Below are 17718 nucleotides of genomic sequence, written 5' to 3' on the forward strand. Positions count from 1 at the left end.
GGTGAAATATCCTAAGTTATGTCCTTTAACGATAGGTATTCTAGTCGCGGGACTTTCGAATTTTACTCATGCACAATTGGGTCAAGACTTATCTGTAGATCTTAGGTCTTTATCACTTGGAAATGCTGTTACCGCAGATCCACCTGGTATTAGTGCCGTTCATTTTAACCCAGCTGCGCTTGCTAAAATTGATGGTTTGCAAACTGATGTTCAAGGTATTCTTGCGAATTTTGCGATCAAAAGAGATTATACAGCGCCCGCTGGTTATAATGTCTTTGGTTATTCAGATGATCCCTTAGTTTGTAATGATGGACCTGAGGTTGATACAGGCATCTGTACAGACTTTAAAGGTACTGTTTCTGGTGACGTAGAATACGCCAGTATTTATGTTCCAGTACTCAAGAAAATTGTGGATCTTGGGCCTAATGCTCCTTTAGCAGCTCCGACTGCGGGTATAGCCTATAAACCACCTGGCTCTAAAGTTACTTATGCAACAGCAGTTTACGCACCACTAGTTGCTGGATTTGGTGCAGAGGATGGAAATCCAAGTAATTTCATGGGGCAACAAGTTGCTTTAGAACGTATTACCTATCTTTCTCCTTCATTTGGATATCAAGTGAATGATCACTTAGCGATTGGCGCCTCTTTTGGTATGTCTTATCAAGCGATTGCGATGAAGACAGATTTACGTTTCCCCAATGAGATGATTGGTGTGTTGCGTATGGTCGATGAAGTGGTGTGTGGTCCATTTAAAGATAATGGCGATATTATTACTGACTTACTGTTATTTGGTATTTGTAATGCTCAAGAGGGCCTAAATCCATTTAATAAATTGGGTACTTTAGATGTATCCTTAGAACAGTCTTTGAGTCCCAGTTATAATTTAGGTGTGCTATGGGAACCTACAGATGATTTTAGTTTTGGTATGGTTTACCAAAGCGAGGCTAAAATGCGTCTAAAAGGGAAGTACCTTATAAATAATGCGAACGCTTCTCAAGAACTAATCGCTGGATTAAACTCTTCAGCTACAGGACAAATTCTTGCTGCAATTTTGGGTTTGCCAGGATTTGTACCAAATATCGAATCTGGTCTTGTTGCGATGGATTTTAAATATCCTCAGCATTTTAAAGCAGGGATAAAATATAAAATCTTCCCGGATTTACAAATGAACTTTGATATTGGTTGGACTGATTTCTCTGCTTGGGATAAATTTAAATTTGAATTTGACCGACAAATATCATTATTAAAAGTCGCGAAATTATTATCTGGGGATGTTACTGATCGTTCATTAGCATTACCTTTAAATTTCCAATCTTCGTGGCGTTGGGGGATTGGTTTTGAATATTCTGCCACGGATCGTTTAAAGCTACGTATCGGTTATGAACCACGGACAAGTTCTATTCCTGATGATAAGCGAAATACAATGGTTCCGATCAACAATGCACAATTGTTTGGGCTTGGTGTAGGCTATCGCTTTGATCAAGATACAGATTTAGATTTATCTATTGGTTTCTTACGTAGTCGTGATGATATTCCAGCCAATACAAGTAGCCTTGCGAACAAAACGGGTGTAGATAATATCTTACTGAATCCGTACGCAGGTTTAGATATTAAAACAAATACCAAAGTCACTTTACTTGGTATTAATTATAGAACTAGATGGTAATGCTTAAGAAAAATATTCAAATGTCTAAATACGCTATGCTAATGATTGGTATTGGCATAGTGTCTGGACAAAATGTGTATGCAGATGGGTTCTATACAATCATTGGCCCAGATGGACGCCCAATGATTGTGCCTAAAAAGGATACCTCTCAACAACTTCAATCTCAGGTTAGAAATATTGAGAAAGAATCGACCTTACCCAATAAAATTATTGAAAATAAAGTCGAAACGCCAGTAAAACTGTCTAACTCTCAAAATAGAAATATCCAGAGTGACATAAGTAATACGCGTAAAATAGAAAAGATTGAACCAGCAATTGTTGAGTCCCAAAAGACACTTACAATTGAGATTCCATTGTCACAAGAATTGAAATCTGTTCAAACATTAGAATCTAAACAACAAAAGACTAAAGATATAAATCAAAAAGAAAAAGATTCAAAAGTTGTTACTCCAATCAATAATAAAGAACTGAAAAAAGAGTCCAATACATCTGCACAGCAAAAAGATGGTTTTACCAGTATAGATGGTGTGTCATATGTAAATAATGAATATTTAGAAGGCCAAGAATTTAATCTAGAAGGGAAAAAGCGTTTTTATACTATGCCTGATGGGAGTGGACGTTTAGAAACTATTGAGCGTAAAAAAGGGGTTAGTCGCTCAATGTTGGATCGCATAATGAGTCGCCCAATGGAGTCGAGTAAAGCGATTACACTTTCTACAAATTATGTAAGATTAACACCAGAAGACTTAGCATTAGCATTTGAAGAAGATCGTTGTTTTGTTGAAAATTATACAAAATCAATTAAAAAGCTTAGTCTTAATAAAGATATTGGTTTATGGCCAAGAAAACCTCTAAAAGAGAAATTTGAATACGAATTAGTTGAACTAGGCAATCCGATTACATATATTCAGATTGATTCCTATGCCTCCAGTAATAATAAACCAGTGTATTATTGGCCACTTGTTATCTTCTTAGATAAAAAAGGTTGTATCCAAGAAGGTGTTAGTGGTTTCAAAAATGAAACTGTACATGAAACAACATTCAAGCATGCTGCTATTCAAGGTGTATTGCGTGTCCCAGAAACAGCACACTATGTAATGATGACACCATTAGCCTCAGCAGTTGATGTACCAGAACAAGAGCTTTCAAATCAAGGACAGATAAAAATCTCTGTTATACAGTAAATATTAGGATGAATTTTAGTATGAATAAAAAAACGATATTACCATTAAGCCTATCTATAATTGCTGCAATGATGACAGCTTGTGGTGGTGAAAGTGCTAAAATAAATGAAGATCCAAACCAAGGCGTTGATGGTGTTACATCTAATACAAGTTGTGACGTGTCAGCAAGTGATTGTCTGAAATTTGTGCTTGATTATCCTGTTTCTGGAATAAATTTTGATTGTAGTACGGATAAAATCAATCATTTTGCGACTAAATTAGACGGTAATATTGTTACTGGAGCATGTAAGCTAGGGGATGAAGCAAGTTTTTATATTCAAGGTTCTTCAGCTCGAAAAATCAACCTTGGTACGATTAAGTTAGATACAATTTCTAAGTTAAAAACAGCAACTCTTCCACATATTCGAGTAATAGATTTCGCTACGGCATTAACTGGCAAGATGCCAAATTCTCTTGATAAAAATGATGAAACTATTCGAGTTGCTGTTGCGCTGATTCGAATTATGCATAGTCTGGGCGTTGAAAGAAATGACAATGTAGTTGGAGATATACAACCGATAGAATTTACTGAAGAGAAGAAAGATTTATTAGTGAATGTCACTAAAGATATTGGTGTTAATGAATTATTGTCTGGTGAATACATTACACTTTTACAACCTTGGTTAGATGTATCAAAAGTTTCTGACGACCAAGCCTATGCTCTATTAATTCGTCTTTTAAACTTGGTTAACACGGGTGTTTGGCAAGCTGATTTACCAGTTTATAAAGCTGGTGGAGAAGGTACAAATGTTAGTAATTTCCGTCCAGATGGTTTCTTTGGTTGTAATAATGCATTAACGTCAAAATGTGTGGATAAAGACACCAATCTATTGCATTCAATGGGTGCTTTCTTCTTATTGTCTGATCGACAAGGATATACGATTGGTGATGGTCAGCAATGGAAAGGAGCTGCAACTATAACGAATGGGTTGGTTGTTGCTCCAATTACCTTGATTACAAAGGTAAAACCAATTAAATTACAAGTAGATGCGCAAAAGGATTGGCTTGATCCGATCAATATGCAAGTAAATACAAATAAACCTTTACGTTTTAAAATTTCAGAAAATAATTCAGCTGAAGACTTATTGATATATCAAGGTAAGCTAATCAATAGAAATACTATACCTGGTACAACTAACTTTTATAAACAATTGATTAAAGCCAAAGATACGGATACTGTTGACACAACTCATCTTGGTTTATGGAAACAGGCTATATCAAGTACTAACTATAATGGAACTGTTGATATTGTTAAGATTAATCCTTCGAGTTATTTAGCTAAAGACATTTTTAAAACTAGAAATAATGTTGCATCAAATCAGCAATATATCTTCCCTTTGTATGCTACTTTAACATTCAGATTCAGCAATGAAGCAAACCTAGCTCCAGTTGATTTAGGAATTGTCATTGATGAAGATGGTGATATTCGTACAGATATCAAAGCGAATTCAACAGCTACAGATATGTCTGGTATTTGTGGCAGTGTGAAGACAGTGAATAGTGATGGTTCAATCACAGATAGTAATGATCAAAAACAGTTCCGAATTGGTACAACGGGAGCGACATTATTTTCAACGAATGATAAATCAATCAGTGTGAGAGCGATATTGTCTAATCCTAAATTTGGAAATATCAATGGAGTAATGTTTGGCTTGAACGTAACTGCAGGCACTGGGGCGAAAATCAATATCAATAACCTTCTTGCAGGTCAAGCAACGGGAATTAATTTAACGAATTTCTCAAATAATACAGTGACATGGTCAAATACTTATGCATATTTTGTAGATGTGTATAATCGTTTATATGATGATTTGACCACAGAAGAAAAAAATAAATACGTAGCTCCTACAGCAGAAGAACGTGAATTAGCAAAACGTTTCTCTGGTTCGGTAAGTATTAAGATTGCAGATCAATCTATCCCAGCATGTAAGGCAATTAAAGTTAAGTCGTAATATAAAAAAGACCGCGTTAAGCGGTCTTTTTTTAACCTGTATGGTCTAAACGAGTACCCAACGTTTCTAGATGAGTTGTGAATGTTCCTGATTTACGATCAGAAAAATAGTGTTTCAATGTTTGTTCAACACTTGGAAATGCGAGTTCAGACCATGGGATTTCATGTTCTTCAAATAAACGACATTCAATACTTTCTTCACCTGCTCCAAAGAAACCTTGTTTAATATGTGCTTTGAATAATACGTATATCTGTCCAATACGCGGAATATTGTACATACAATAAAGTTGTTCTATTTCGACTTCAGCTTCCGCTTCTTCACGTGTTTCACGAGCTGCACCTTGTTCCATGGTTTCAAATAACTCCATGTAACCAGCAGGTAAAGTCCATAAACCATAGCGCGGTTCAATTGCTCGTCGACAGAGTAAAACCTTATCATCCCATAACGCTAAAGCACCACAAATAACCTTGGGATTTTCATAATGAATATTGCCACAATTTGTACATACAAGACGTGTTTTATGATCACCTAATGGAATTTTTGCTTCAGTTTGATGTCCACACGCTACACAAAAGCTCATAATTATCATCAATCCTAGAGATAACTCAGCATAACTGAATTTTTATGAATTCGCATTAGGATCAGTTATGTTCCTCAGTAAAATTTCGGCTATGATGTTGGTGGATAAGAAAAGCATTTAAAGAGGGATGAATAGCATGGAAGAGGCATCGTTAATACAGCTATTAGAACAACGGTTGCGATTTTCCAAACGAATTCAACAAGCTGATGCAGCAGTCTTAATAGCAATTACGCAGGAGACTCAGCCTAGAGTTTTATTGACACGTCGTTCAATTCATTTATCTCAACATGCAGGTGAGGTCTCTTTTCCTGGTGGTAAACGTGACCCTAGTGATACCAGTAATATTGTTGTTGCTTTACGTGAGGCTCAAGAGGAAACCGCACTAAATCCTTTCGATGTTAAATTATTGGGTGATTTACCGATTCAAAGAGCACGGAGTGGATTGTCTGTTAAACCAATTGTTGGCTTAATCCCTGCGGAAGTAAACCTTATTGCACAGCCCTCAGAAATTGATCGCATTTTCTTTGTACCATTAAAACAGTTAATCGATGCTCCCCCTTTACCTTATGAAGTTAGATTAGCCCGTCAATCTCTATATTTTCCAAGCATGCAAGTTGAAAGTGAGGTCGTGTGGGGTCTCACCGCAAGAATGCTCGTTTCATTATTCCAATACGGTTTAGGCTATCAAAAAAAATGGCCATTTCTAGTTAATCCACCTAACTTTGGTCTAGCTAAGTTTTAATTTCACTTTGAAAAGTAGAGTTTTAAAAAATGATGTACAAATATAAAGAATTTACTCCTAAAGCACTTCAACAACCTTGGGATGGTTGGGTTGCACCGACAGCAACTGTGATTGGTCAGGCAGAATTAGGACGTGAAGTCAGTGTTTGGTTTGGTGCTGTTATTAGGGCTGATAACTGTTTAATTCGAATCGGTAATTACTCGAATGTTCAAGAGAATGCAGTTTTGCATACAGATGCTGGTATTGAATTGAATATTGGTGAATACGTTACGATTGGCCATCAGGCGATGTTACATGGATGTACGATCGGTGATAATTCTTTAATTGGTATTAATGCGGTGATTCTAAATAATGCTGTGATTGGTAAGAATTGTATTATTGGTGCGAATGCATTAATTCCAGAAGGTAAAGTGATCCCAGATAATTCTGTCGTAATGGGTTCACCTGGAAAAATAGTTAAAACTGTAGATGATGAAGGTGCGGTTAAACTACGAATGAGTGCCTTACATTATGTTGAGCATTTTAAAAACTTCCTAAATTTAGAAGCGTTTAATTTCTAAAATACTTTAGATCAATTGATATGAACTCAGCCAAGTGAATGCTTGGCTTTTTTGTATCCATAAAAATAGAACAGCTCGCCTATGATGTCTGAGTGGAGTATGATACTCGACGTTTTTCATCTCTTTTATACCAAGGTTTTTGCATGAAATTGCTTGCATTGGAAACTGCAAATGAGCAGTGTTCAGTTTCACTAATTGATGACACACAAGAACTCTATTTTCAGTTGGATGAGCGAACAAAGGCACAAACTCAAACCATTTTGCCTTTAACAGAGCAGGCTTTAATTCAGACACAGACACAACTTTCTGATTTAACAGCAATTGCATTTAGCCGAGGTCCTGGTTCGTTTAGTGGTGTGCGCATCAATGCTGCAGTTGCACAAGCTTTAGCATGGTCGCATGATTTGCCTGTTATACCTGTTTCTACTTTACAAGCTTTAGCTCAAGCAGCATATCGATTAACGGGTTTGAAACAAGTTTCTGCTGTTTTAGATGCACGAATGCAAGAAGTGTACGTTGCGAATTACAGCTTAGATCAGTTTGGGATTATGCAAGCAATCGATGAAGAAAAACTATTAGCTTATGAGCGTGCTAGCGAATACTGTAAGTTTACACCAATTGGTTCAGGTGCAACTCTTATAGAGTTTATGCAAAAAGATGACTCCCAAGCGTTGAATGAAACTGTTGCTGATATCAAAGCAACTGCGCACGATATCGCAACCATCGCACGAGTTTATGCAACTCAACAAAAATGGGTTGACGCAGAACACGCCTTGCCAGTTTATTTACGTGATGACGCTTGGAAAAAAATTGCTGATCAGGGCAAACCAAATTAAGGTGAGTTATGGATATTTTATTGCTATTTAAAGCAGCCATAATGGGATTGGTTGAGGGCATAACAGAGTTTTTACCTATCTCAAGTACAGGTCATCTTATTTTGTCTGGACAGTTGCTCGATTTTTGGACTGTAGAAAAAAGAGATATGTTTGCCGTTGCAGTTCAGATCGGTGCGATTGCTGCAGTTATTTATGAGTATTGGGGCAAATTATGGGGTGCTTTGATCGGAGCAATGAAAGGTCAGGAGCAAGGTCGACGTTTAAGCCTAAATTTAATTATTGCTTCAATTCCTATTGTGATTATTGGATTAACATTTGGTGATGTGGTTAAAGCGTATTTATTTAATGCCATTACTGTTGCTATCGCTTTAATCGTTGGTGGTTTTATTATTCTTTGGGCGGAAAGACGCAAGCATTTAGTTGTCAGTTCTGAAGTGGATGATTTGACTTTTAAACAAGCAACGTTGATTGGACTGATTCAATGTTTTGCTTTGATCCCTGGTACCTCACGATCGGGTTCAACGATAATTGGTTCTTTATTTTTAGGGATATCACGTAAAGCTGCCGCTGAATTTTCATTTTTCTTAGGGATTCCTGTATTGATGGGTGCAGGTTTACTCGATATGTATAAAATGCGAAATGATTTACACAGTAATGATTTAGCGGTACTTGCAGTTGGAATTGTGGTTGCTTTTATTTCTGCTTTGATCGTGATACGTGCATTGATTCGATATGTTTCTAAACATGATTTTACGGCATTTGCGTATTATCGTATCGGTTTTGGGGTATTTATACTTGCAACATGGTGGACAGGTTGGGTGCATTGGTAATGCGAATGATATGTTGGTATCAAGCAGAATATGAACAATCATTTAAGCAACTTCAAGCTCGTTTTGCTGAACTAGATGTAAAACTTGAGGGGTATGTTGTAGAGAAAATTAACTCAAGATTTTTACGTTTGAACCCTGATATAGCATTGGTATTGGATGAAGATGGTTTAAGCCTCAGTGCAAATGGCATGAAAATGCAGCCCGATTGGTGTGCTGAAATTCCCCGTTTAAAAAGAGCAAGTTTAAAATCAGAAATGATAGCGAGGGCATGCCAACTTGGAGAGAAACCAACACTTATTGATGCTACAGCAGGGTTGGGACACGATAGCTTGCTTATGGCACATTTGGGTGCCAATGTACGCTTAATTGAGCGACATCCGATTTTATTTGTATTACTGGAATATGCTAAGGCACAAGCGGAAAGAGATTCTTTTTTACAAGCCACAATGCAACGTATTCAACTTATACACGCAGACTCAAATTGCTATTTAAATGAGTTAGCACTCAAAGGTGAATATCTAGATGTTGTTTATCTCGATCCGATGTTTCCCCAGCGTGATCAAAATCAGCAAGCGATAAAAAAACAGGCACAAGTCAAAAAACAAATGCAGTTGTTGCATATGTTATTACCCGAAGATGGTGAAATGGATTTGGGTGATCAACTACTCGATTTAGCTAAGAAAATTGCAAAAAGAGTAATTGTTAAACGACCACGCCATGCGGTTTATCTCGCTGAACAACATCCTGATCATCAATGGTTAGGGGATGCTTGTCGATTTGATGCTTATTTTCCAAAAGGTTAAATTTGAATCTTTTTATCAGATGATTGTTTGGCTTAGGTCAATGCTCGGTAAAAATTTGTGATATAGTTCAAAAGCATGATTGCTAAAAAATTCTTGCTAAGCTTACACTACGGTTGCATATATTAACGATTTTGAAAAAGCGACATTTAATCTATAACGTTTGGCATATTTTTTAGTTTAGGCTTAAGAAGAGATACTCCCGAAGAATTCTATGATAGATCTCAAACCCTCCATTAATATCTGGCATGATTTCAAAAGTAACCAAATTGCTGGAATGTGGTTGTTCCTCGGGTCCCGCCGTTCATTACAAGTGGTTCATCCCTCTATCACCCAGCTGATCCTTTGGGGGATTTTAGGTGGCTGTACAAACTCGTTGTATAGTTGGTTAGTAGCTGGTCAAGTAGGTGATTTTAACCCTCAAGGTCTCATTGGCTATGCGCTTTGGCCGTTTATTGCCTTGATTGTCGGGATTTTTCTATCTCAACGGATGAACCAAGCACGTTTGATGTTAGTGCCTGCTTTACTCTGGTTGGTTCTTGATACCAATATTTTGCTCTTACAGTGCTTGATTCAGTATTTAGGATCGAATGGATATCTAAACTTCATTCCTGACAGTATCTATAATGGTTTTTTACCACCATTCTTTGTGGCTTTATTTGTTTGGCAAAGTTTAGCCGTAATTTGGGTGTTCTCACGTGCGCTGAATTGGCCTTGGTGGGAGCGAGCTCTCGTTTTTATCGCAACGATTGCAACGATGGTAGTTTGGCAATTATCGGTGAAAGATCAACCGATTTGGAAAGTCGAAGAAACTCCGCCAAGCTTTTCAGAGGAAGCCTTTTATGCTCAGAGCATTTTATTGCAACAAGCATTAGATAACATCCAATATGGCGACATTGCCCAAAGTCACTGGTACTTTTTAGGTGTTGCAGGTGATAGTTATGTGGATGTTTTTAAATCTGAAGTTGAGCGTATAAAAGAGCAGTTTGATACACGCTTTGGAACTGTCGACCGTTCTATCATGCTGGTCAATAACCCTGCCACGCGTTTAGAAGTACCAATAGCTTCAAAGACAAGTATCGAGCTTGCTTTGCGCCGTATCGGTCAACAGATGAATCGTGATAGTGATGTTTTATTTCTTTATATGACATCACATGGTGAAAAAAATCATTTTGAACTAGAAAATGCACCACTTGAATTAGGTCAGGTCGATCCAAAATGGTTACGTGAAACTCTGGATAAGTCCGGTATTCGTTGGCGAGTGATTGTAATTTCTGCATGCTATTCTGGAAGTTTTATTCCAGCATTACAGTCTCCAGAAACATTGATCATTACTGCATCAGCAGCGGATAAGACCTCTTTTGGCTGTAATAATGAAGCAGATTATACTTATTTTGGTCGAGCTTTTTTTGATTTGGCGATGCGTGAACAGTCTTCAATGAAAAAAGCCTTTGAACAAGCCAAACAAACGGTGACACAGTGGGAAACTGCACAAGGTTTTGAGCCATCTGAACCACAATGGTCAATTGGTCGTAATATGGAACTCATGCTGCCGCAATTAGAACCATATTTATTCCCTACTCAAAATATTACAACAACAGACATTACAAAAACACAGGATGATCAACATGCAGCTACTGCAAAAAAATCGTTGTTTTGAGGGTGAGCAAAGGATTTATCAACTTGAATCACAACACCTCAAAGGCTCAAGCCGCGTTGGTGTTTATCTCCCACCAGCTGCTTTAGATGGCAAACCTTGTTCTGCGCTTTTTTATCTTGCAGGGCTTACGTGTAGTGAAGAAACATTTGCAATAAAAGCACATGCACAACGCATGGCAGCAAGATTAAGTCTTATTTTGATTACTCCTGATACATCTCCACGTGGAGAGCATGTTGCTCAAGGCGATCATTGGGATATTGGGCAGGGTGCTGGTTTTTATATTAATGCGACTCAACAACCTTGGGCTGAGCATTATCAAATGGAGTCATACATTGTTGATGAACTCTACGCTCATGTTTTGCAAGAATTTCCAATCATTGAATATCAGGTTGGGGTTTTTGGACACTCAATGGGTGGTCATGGTGCCCTAACATTAGCATTTAAGTACCCAGAACTTTTTAGATCGGTCTCGGCATTTGCACCGATTTGTGCACCAAGTATTTGTCCTTGGGGGGAAAAGGCATTTAGTCAATATTTAGGACAGGATCAACAACGTTGGGCAGAACACGATGCAACAGCATTAGTGCAGCAGAAAGGATCTCAATTTGAAGAAATTCTGATTGATCAAGGTTTAGAAGACCAATTCTTTACGCAGTTAAATCCTGAAAAATTTAAACAAGCTTGTTTAGAGTCTGGCCAGCATATTACTTTACGTTTGCATGAAGGTTATGATCATGGCTACTATTTTATTCAAAGCTTTATCGATGATCATTTGCAATTTCATGCTATTCAATTAGAAAAGAATGCTTAATCTTTGAAAGAAGCTCATTATGAGCTTCTTATTCTTGATGAGTCCAATTGGCAGCGAATTCCTGCTGAGCCATTCGATTCAAATGATCTATTACAACTTGCTCTAGGCGCTCGACATCATCTTGTTGATTTTCAATGATAACCTCTAAGTATTCCTGTTGTGCTGTGAGTGTCACCGTTGCAGTAGGCATCAAAATTTTTGAATAGATTTCAGTTTCTTCAACTTCAAATTTATGTTTCCAGTGATTGATCAAACGTTTAGCGATTCGTTTACCTTCGACTGTTTCAATTTGTGTAGTACTCTTCATCATACGACTTCATTTTTTGTATCGAAAATTACCTTAGCAAATAACAAATGATAAAAAAATAGTAACTCTGCAACGTGGTGTTGCATGTTTGCAATGCTCGAATAATCACTTTCTAACAGCCCTAAACAGGATGAATTTGTTATAATCACGGAATCATTCCTTCGTCATTGTCAGGTTATCCATGTCCAAGCCTTATCTCATTGCTCCTTCAATTTTATCTGCTGATTTTGCTCGTTTAGGTGAAGATGTAGAAAAAGTTCTAGCTGCAGGCGCAGACGTTGTACATTTTGATGTGATGGATAATCACTATGTTCCGAATCTGACCTTCGGTGCAGGTATTTGTAAAGCATTAAAAAATTACGGTATCAAAGCACCAATTGATGTACACCTCATGGTTTCTCCTGTGGATCGTATGATTGGTGACTTCTTGGAAGCAGGTGCCGATATCATTACTTTCCACCCAGAAGCGACAGATCATATTGATCGCTCTTTGCAGTTGATTAAATCAGGTGGTGCAAAAGCAGGATTAGTTTTTAACCCTGCGACACCATTACATTATCTTGATTATGTTCTAGATAAAGTGGATCAAATTTTATTAATGAGTGTAAACCCTGGTTTTGGTGGGCAGAAATTTATTCCGATGACATTAGAAAAACTTCGCCAAGCACGCCAAATTATTGATGCAAGTGGCCGTGATATTCGTTTAGAAGTGGATGGTGGTGTAGGACCTGCAAATATTCGAGAAATTGCAGAAGCTGGGGCGGATATGTTTGTTGCTGGTTCAGCAATTTTTGGTCAGCCAGATTACAAAACAGTGATCGACCAAATGCGTGCAGAGTTGGCTAAAGTTGGTGCAAAACAAATTTAGTCTACTTAACCTATTATATACACTGGGTTGTGGATAACTTTGTTTATAACTACGTGGATAACCATGTTGATAAGCGAGTGGATAAGATGTTGTTAAAATAAACAAAATGATTTCAGTTGTTTATATTCACAGCAGTTTGAACGAAAAAGGACAAGTTTTTGTCCTTTTTTTGTGCGCTAAATTATTTATTTTGCTCTATTTTTACTCATGAATAATTTTTGCAGATATTGTTGAATAAAACAGCATCACTCTGTTTAAAGTTGTTGAATATTGCATAATTTGAACATAAACATGATTGTGCATAACTATGAAACAACTTATGCTTAATATAGATAAAGATTCTGATCTGTGGATAGGAATATTCAGTGCTACATCTCAAAAGATACAAACATATGTGGTTTGTGTTCCTGATGATATTTTTCATCGGGGGGAGTAATGTCGCCGTTGCGTACATGCAATTCATACTGAGCAATCCACTGTAACGACTCAGGATATGCCGTGTCACAAGATGCAAATGAAAAGTGAACAGCATCATCAAATGCAAATGGCACATCAAGACATGACGAGTTTGAGTAAATGTCATGACCAAAAAGTGCCAAATCAGCAACATTGTGAAGATTGTAATCATCCATCACATTGTCAAACGGTGAGTTTTACACTCGATCAAAATATACCTGAACTATCTGCTTTATCTGTTTTTGAACGACCTATTCATCTAATAACAGCATATCAAGCTCGACACTTAGCTGGATATTGGCAAGAAATTCTTCGTCCTCCCAAAGCCTAATCTATCAGCCACTCAGTCTTTTCTTAACTTCTTATAGTTAGGGAAATTTGATGAATCAATAGATTAGGATTATTTCATGTCTTCAAAATTATATGCTGGTGTTATTGCGAGTTTCGGTCTCTTATTCGCGCCCTATAGCATGGCTGCAATCAAAGAGTATCATCTTAATATCAATCAAGAGATGGTGAATGTCACAGGAAAACCTGTTCAAAGAATTACAGTGAATGGCAAATTTATTGCGCCTTTGCTGGAGTTTGAAGAAGGGGATGAAGCGGTCATTCATGTCCATAATCAACTTAAAGATCAAGATACCTCTCTGCATTGGCATGGTTTACTTTTACCAGGGCTTATGGATGGTGTTCCGGGCTTCAATGGCTTTAAAGGTATTAAGCCTAATGGTAGTTTTGAGTATCGTTTTAAAGTACGACAAAACGGAACTTATTGGTATCACGCACATAGTAAAGGTCAGGAACAGGATGGTTTATATGGTCCTTTGGTCATTTATCCCAAAGGAAAACAGCCTGTAGCCAAACATGAAAGTGCTGAACGTGATTATGTTGTGATGCTTTCCGATTTCCATGAAACGAAAAGTGACAAGATCATGGCAAATCTAAAAAAATCAGCGGAGTACTATCAAAATCAACGTGAAACAGTCGCTGATGTTTGGTCACAACTGAAAGATCAAGGTTTGAAAGCTACATGGCAAGATCGTTCGATGTGGAATCAGATGCGCATGCTGAAAACTGATTTATCGGATGTCACTGGCTATACCTTTTTAGTGAATGGGAAAACACCACAACAAAATTGGACAGGTGCTTTCAAAGCAGGAGAAAAAGTTCGCTTACGGTTTATCAATGCTTCGGCGATGTCTTTTTTTGATGTGCGAATTCCTAATTTAAAAATGATGGTTGTTAGTGCTGATGGTCAGCCTGTCCAACCTGTTCCAGTCGATAAATTTAGAATTGGTGCAGCAGAAACTTATGATGTAATTGTTGAACCAACTCAAACGCATTATCAAATCCAAGCAGAGTCAATTGATCGTTCTGGTTTTGCAATCGCGTCATTGCAGAATGAGATGAAGCCAGCACAACAGACCGTGACGATGCCGGCAGCGCGTCCACGTGCATTATTGACCATGGACGATATGGGACATGGAGCGCATCAGCAAGATGAAACGAGCAAAATGGATCATAGCCAGCATGCTGAAATGGATAAGTCTAAAGTGGATCATAGCCAACATACTCAGATGAGTAAGATGACAATGAATCATAATGCGCATGGTGAAATGGATATGGGCGATATGAACCATAAATCTCATACCGACATGAATATGAGCCAGATGCATCACCATTCGGATAAGAAACAATCATCTATGTCCGTAACAAACCAACATAAACCACAAGCTGTTCAAGGTTGGGCAAATGCATCCACACCTGTTGGACATAAAGCATTGCAATATACCGATCTAAAAGCATTAACTCCTCAGCCTGATACGCGTGCTGCAGAAAGAGAACTCGTGATTCGTTTAGGTGGGACGATGGAACGATATATTTGGACAATTGATGGGAAAAAATTCAGTGATAAAGATTTTGAACCATTGAAAGTGCAGTACGGTGAGCGAATTCGTTTGAAGTTTGTCAATGAAAGTATGATGGCACATCCTATGCATTTACATGGCATGTTTATGCAGCTAGAAAATGGACAAAGCGCAGCCGATATGCCAAATAAGCATACCGTGATCGTACCACCCGGTAAAACCGTAACTGCATTACTGACAGCTGATGAATTAGGAGAGTGGGCGATTCACTGTCATTTGCTCTATCACATGAGTGCAGGAATGATGAGTAAGTTGATTGTTGCGAATGTCAATGAGGCAAAAACAGCCACTCAACCAACATCTACACCAGTTCAACCATCGACAGGAGAAAGCCATGCACATCATTAAGCAGTCTTCGAAGATGAAACGATATACACAGTTGATCGTGGTGAGTGGTATTGCATCCTCTTTGGGAGGATTTGCCCATGCCCATGAAGCTCATAATCAAATGTTGCAGATGAATCAAGCTTCACAGCAACAGACGGTTGTGATGGAAACGTCAAAGACGGATCATCAGAAACATGAACAGTCCAAACTTGCATATTTAAGCGATGTTCAAGATGCAGAACATAGTCATCATAACGAACATGGCGGGCAAATATACCAGTCAACCAGCTTAGAAAATGCTTGGACGGTTGATGAAGATGGAAATGGTAGTGTAAGCACCGAGTTAAAAACATGGGTGGGTACAGATGAAAATAAAATCTTCATCAAAGCCCATGTTGAGAAGGCTGAATCAGAAAAAGCTGAAACTGAAGCAATGACTTTATATAGCAGAAATATTGCAGATTTTTGGGATATACAGGCGGGTGTACGTTATCAATATCAACCAGAACATCAGCTAGATCAAGATCAATGGAGTGCTGTATTCGGTTTGCATGGTTTAGCACCATATTTCTTTGAAACAGAAGCTTATGTTTTTGCTGGACAAGATCAGCGTTGGCAGTTGAGTTTAGAAACCAGTCGAGACTTGCTATTTACACAAAAGTTAATTGCTCAACCCTATTTGAATGCAGATGTGGTATTGAGTGATGAATCAAAATATGCAAAGAAATCAGGGTTATCTAAACTACAAACGGGTGTACAAGTGCGTTATGAGATCAATAAAAAACTTATGCCTTTTGTAGATGTAGCATATGCTTATCATAAAGGTGCGGAGCAAACACCATGGCAAGCTGCTTCTGAAAGTGAAAAGGGTTGGTTATATGCTACGGGATTAACGCTAAAGTTCTGATACTTTGTCTAAAAAGTCACTTTACTGAGATACTGTTGGTTTATACTAGCAGTATCTTTTTTGAGTCATTGATGGTGTATAAATGGCTTTAGAACAACAAAACAATCAAATAACAGCAATAACAGATTCCCTCGAAAAGATTAGCAATCAATCGTCTTTTTCAGATTCACAGCGGAGCAATAATAGTTCTATGCAGGTGAGCTATTATTATATCCCTCTGATGAAAGATGATCAGGATGTACAACGAATCAGAAAAGCATTAATTCCTTTCTCGGAAGTATTAATCGAGCATCATATAGATTTAAACTGTAAGCACCTCACGTTGTACCATCGAGATGATTTATCTCTGCTCACTTATAAACTTGAGTGTTTGAATTTAGGGGTGGAGTTGCAACAAACCATGTCGCATTACGAACCGATTCAGATCATGATTGATCGACATAAGGATTCGATACAAGAGGAATCTATAGATTCATCTAAGCATAATTATTTTTATCAATTCCAGATTTTTTTGAAGACTATATTTCAGCATTTAAATCAATGGATGAATGCGATACGAAACAAAAGGGATAAATGAGATGCCTAAATGGATGTATTGGGTATTAGCAGTCGCATTTGCATGGTTAATTTGGACAAATTTTTTAAAACCTGTTCCTGATTTAGATCAACTCAAGACACAACAGAATGTTCAAATCATTGAATTAGAAAAGTATGAAGGTTCTTTCCGTGTCTTATCCAAAGAAGATTATCATTGGGGAAGAGAAGCTGAATTTTCACCGATCGACATTGCGGTCGGTTGGGGAGAGATGGCGAAACCGCAAGTGTATGAGCGCATTGATATTTCTCAAAGTAATCGTTGGTATTATTGGAAAGTTGAAAATGAGCCACCTATTTCATTAAGAGAGATTGCAACACATAGTGCCAACATGCATTTAGTCCCAGCAAATCCTTCTGTGGCATCGCAAATGAAGAAGATAAAAAAAGATGATTTGGTTTATTTAAAAGGTTCATTGATTGAGATTCAGGCTTCAGATGGCTGGCGATGGAAAAGCTCTCTATCTCGAGAAGATACAGGGAATGGTGCTTGTGAACTCATGAAAGTTGAAAGTATCGTTTGGCAGTAATAGTTGTATTAAGAAATTTTAATTATTTCAAATATTTAAGTTATCTAGATACACAACAATTCACACAATTGCGCATTTTACAGTAAACTGTTCAACGAAGGAGGACGACCTCCTTGCAAAGAATCACGTTGGGACGACCTG

At 37.7% G+C, this 17718-nt stretch carries 17 protein-coding genes and 1 pseudogene; 16 read left to right on the forward strand and 2 right to left on the reverse strand.

Translation table 11 applies throughout. The annotated features are described in order from the left end of the window. Position 1: 1 nt before the first annotated feature. Genes IRT38_RS06390 through IRT38_RS06400 form a run of 3 tightly spaced genes read left to right on the forward strand, consistent with a single transcriptional unit; the run spans position 2 to position 4841 of the window. Positions 2–1666: an OmpP1/FadL family transporter gene (locus tag IRT38_RS06390; protein ID WP_194597267.1), complete on the forward strand. Its 1665-nt coding sequence runs from the start codon at positions 2–4 to the stop codon at positions 1664–1666. Further along, positions 1666–2850 (forward strand): putative pilus assembly protein FilE, encoded by a 1185-nt coding sequence (gene filE / locus IRT38_RS06395; protein WP_194597242.1) that lies wholly within the window; start codon positions 1666–1668, stop codon positions 2848–2850. The genes IRT38_RS06390 and filE overlap by 1 nt, the downstream gene beginning before the upstream one ends. 20 nt (positions 2851–2870) lie before the next feature. Further along, a complete protein-coding gene (locus IRT38_RS06400; RefSeq protein WP_194597243.1) occupies positions 2871–4841 on the forward strand; it encodes a hypothetical protein in 1971 nt (656 codons plus the stop codon). Between the two features lie 31 nt (positions 4842–4872). Here IRT38_RS06400 and IRT38_RS06405 read toward each other — a convergent pair whose 3' ends face one another. Further along, a complete protein-coding gene (locus IRT38_RS06405; protein WP_004914410.1) occupies positions 4873–5421 on the reverse strand; it encodes an NUDIX hydrolase in 549 nt (182 codons plus the stop codon). A gap of 127 nt (positions 5422–5548) precedes the next feature. Here IRT38_RS06405 and IRT38_RS06410 point away from each other — a divergent pair, with 127 nt between their 5' ends. From IRT38_RS06410 to fghA, 7 genes are all read left to right on the forward strand, one after another. Then, positions 5549–6163, forward strand: a complete 615-nt coding sequence (locus tag IRT38_RS06410) for a CoA pyrophosphatase (RefSeq protein ID WP_165395615.1) — start codon at positions 5549–5551, stop codon at positions 6161–6163. Between the two features lie 29 nt (positions 6164–6192). Then, a complete protein-coding gene (locus tag IRT38_RS06415) occupies positions 6193–6723 on the forward strand; it encodes a gamma carbonic anhydrase family protein (RefSeq protein WP_406517642.1) in 531 nt (176 codons plus the stop codon). A gap of 143 nt (positions 6724–6866) precedes the next feature. After that, entirely contained in the window at positions 6867–7559 is a 693-nt protein-coding gene (gene tsaB / locus IRT38_RS06420) for a tRNA (adenosine(37)-N6)-threonylcarbamoyltransferase complex dimerization subunit type 1 TsaB (protein WP_194597244.1), read from the forward strand. An 8-nt stretch (positions 7560–7567) separates the two neighbouring features. Further along, on the forward strand, positions 7568–8389 hold the full coding sequence (locus tag IRT38_RS06425; RefSeq protein WP_151723148.1) for an undecaprenyl-diphosphate phosphatase: 822 nt from the start codon (positions 7568–7570) through the stop codon (positions 8387–8389). After that, entirely contained in the window at positions 8389–9192 is an 804-nt protein-coding gene (locus IRT38_RS06430) for a class I SAM-dependent methyltransferase (protein ID WP_194597245.1), read from the forward strand. Before IRT38_RS06425 ends, IRT38_RS06430 begins: the two co-directional genes overlap by 1 nt. Positions 9193–9403: 211 nt before the next feature. Further along, positions 9404–10849: a C13 family peptidase gene (locus IRT38_RS06435; RefSeq protein ID WP_151738770.1), complete on the forward strand. Its 1446-nt coding sequence runs from the start codon at positions 9404–9406 to the stop codon at positions 10847–10849. Continuing rightward, positions 10818–11660 (forward strand): S-formylglutathione hydrolase, encoded by an 843-nt coding sequence (gene fghA / locus IRT38_RS06440; RefSeq protein WP_194597246.1) that lies wholly within the window; start codon positions 10818–10820, stop codon positions 11658–11660. Before IRT38_RS06435 ends, fghA begins: the two co-directional genes overlap by 32 nt. Positions 11661–11688: 28 nt before the next feature. Here the strand turns inward: fghA and IRT38_RS06445 are convergent, their stop codons facing one another. Next, positions 11689–11967, reverse strand: coding sequence for a DUF2218 domain-containing protein (locus tag IRT38_RS06445; RefSeq protein ID WP_004952347.1), 279 nt, complete (start codon positions 11965–11967; stop codon positions 11689–11691). A gap of 181 nt (positions 11968–12148) precedes the next feature. Here IRT38_RS06445 and rpe point away from each other — a divergent pair, with 181 nt between their 5' ends. The 6 genes and pseudogenes from rpe (at position 12149) to IRT38_RS06475 (ending at position 17577) form a co-directional block, all read left to right on the forward strand. Then, positions 12149–12835: a ribulose-phosphate 3-epimerase gene (gene rpe / locus IRT38_RS06450; RefSeq protein ID WP_004914382.1), complete on the forward strand. Its 687-nt coding sequence runs from the start codon at positions 12149–12151 to the stop codon at positions 12833–12835. Positions 12836–13227: 392 nt separating this feature from the next. Further along, a pseudogene (locus IRT38_RS06455) lies at positions 13228–13622 on the forward strand (hypothetical protein). A gap of 76 nt (positions 13623–13698) precedes the next feature. Beyond that, complete coding sequence (locus IRT38_RS06460) at positions 13699–15567, forward strand: copper resistance system multicopper oxidase (RefSeq protein WP_194597247.1); 1869 nt, start codon at positions 13699–13701, stop codon at positions 15565–15567. Beyond that, entirely contained in the window at positions 15554–16453 is a 900-nt protein-coding gene (locus IRT38_RS06465) for a copper resistance protein B (RefSeq protein ID WP_194597248.1), read from the forward strand. Before IRT38_RS06460 ends, IRT38_RS06465 begins: the two co-directional genes overlap by 14 nt. An 82-nt stretch (positions 16454–16535) precedes the next feature. Then, the gene (locus IRT38_RS06470) at positions 16536–17030 is read left to right on the forward strand and encodes a hypothetical protein (RefSeq protein WP_125298882.1); all 495 of its coding nucleotides are present in this window, start codon (positions 16536–16538) and stop codon (positions 17028–17030) included. A 1-nt stretch (position 17031) separates the two neighbouring features. Continuing rightward, positions 17032–17577, forward strand: a complete 546-nt coding sequence (locus tag IRT38_RS06475; protein ID WP_004960552.1) for a hypothetical protein — start codon at positions 17032–17034, stop codon at positions 17575–17577. Positions 17578–17718: the final 141 nt, after the last annotated feature.

Origin of the sequence: Acinetobacter sp. SK-43 (assembly GCF_015351505.1) — a bacterium.
Classification (GTDB): Bacteria; Pseudomonadota; Gammaproteobacteria; order Pseudomonadales; family Moraxellaceae; genus Acinetobacter; species Acinetobacter junii.

Excerpts from the sequence above, each read along its gene's own strand:
- filE (WP_194597242.1), top strand. The coding sequence starts at position 1,666 with ATGCTTAAGAAAAATATTCAAATGTCTAAATACGCTATGCTAATGATT.
- IRT38_RS06400 (WP_194597243.1), top strand. The coding sequence starts at position 2,871 with ATGAATAAAAAAACGATATTACCATTAAGCCTATCTATAATTGCTGCA.
- IRT38_RS06405 (WP_004914410.1), bottom strand. The coding sequence starts at position 5,421 with ATGAGCTTTTGTGTAGCGTGTGGACATCAAACTGAAGCAAAAATTCCA.
- IRT38_RS06410 (WP_165395615.1), top strand. The coding sequence starts at position 5,549 with ATGAATAGCATGGAAGAGGCATCGTTAATACAGCTATTAGAACAACGG.
- IRT38_RS06415 (WP_406517642.1), top strand. The coding sequence starts at position 6,193 with ATGATGTACAAATATAAAGAATTTACTCCTAAAGCACTTCAACAACCT.
- tsaB (WP_194597244.1), top strand. The coding sequence starts at position 6,867 with ATGAAATTGCTTGCATTGGAAACTGCAAATGAGCAGTGTTCAGTTTCA.
- IRT38_RS06425 (WP_151723148.1), top strand. The coding sequence starts at position 7,568 with ATGGATATTTTATTGCTATTTAAAGCAGCCATAATGGGATTGGTTGAG.
- IRT38_RS06430 (WP_194597245.1), top strand. The coding sequence starts at position 8,389 with ATGCGAATGATATGTTGGTATCAAGCAGAATATGAACAATCATTTAAG.
- IRT38_RS06435 (WP_151738770.1), top strand. The coding sequence starts at position 9,404 with ATGATAGATCTCAAACCCTCCATTAATATCTGGCATGATTTCAAAAGT.
- fghA (WP_194597246.1), top strand. The coding sequence starts at position 10,818 with ATGCAGCTACTGCAAAAAAATCGTTGTTTTGAGGGTGAGCAAAGGATT.
- IRT38_RS06445 (WP_004952347.1), bottom strand. The coding sequence starts at position 11,967 with ATGAAGAGTACTACACAAATTGAAACAGTCGAAGGTAAACGAATCGCT.
- rpe (WP_004914382.1), top strand. The coding sequence starts at position 12,149 with ATGTCCAAGCCTTATCTCATTGCTCCTTCAATTTTATCTGCTGATTTT.
- IRT38_RS06460 (WP_194597247.1), top strand. The coding sequence starts at position 13,699 with ATGTCTTCAAAATTATATGCTGGTGTTATTGCGAGTTTCGGTCTCTTA.
- IRT38_RS06465 (WP_194597248.1), top strand. The coding sequence starts at position 15,554 with ATGCACATCATTAAGCAGTCTTCGAAGATGAAACGATATACACAGTTG.
- IRT38_RS06470 (WP_125298882.1), top strand. The coding sequence starts at position 16,536 with ATGGCTTTAGAACAACAAAACAATCAAATAACAGCAATAACAGATTCC.
- IRT38_RS06475 (WP_004960552.1), top strand. The coding sequence starts at position 17,032 with ATGCCTAAATGGATGTATTGGGTATTAGCAGTCGCATTTGCATGGTTA.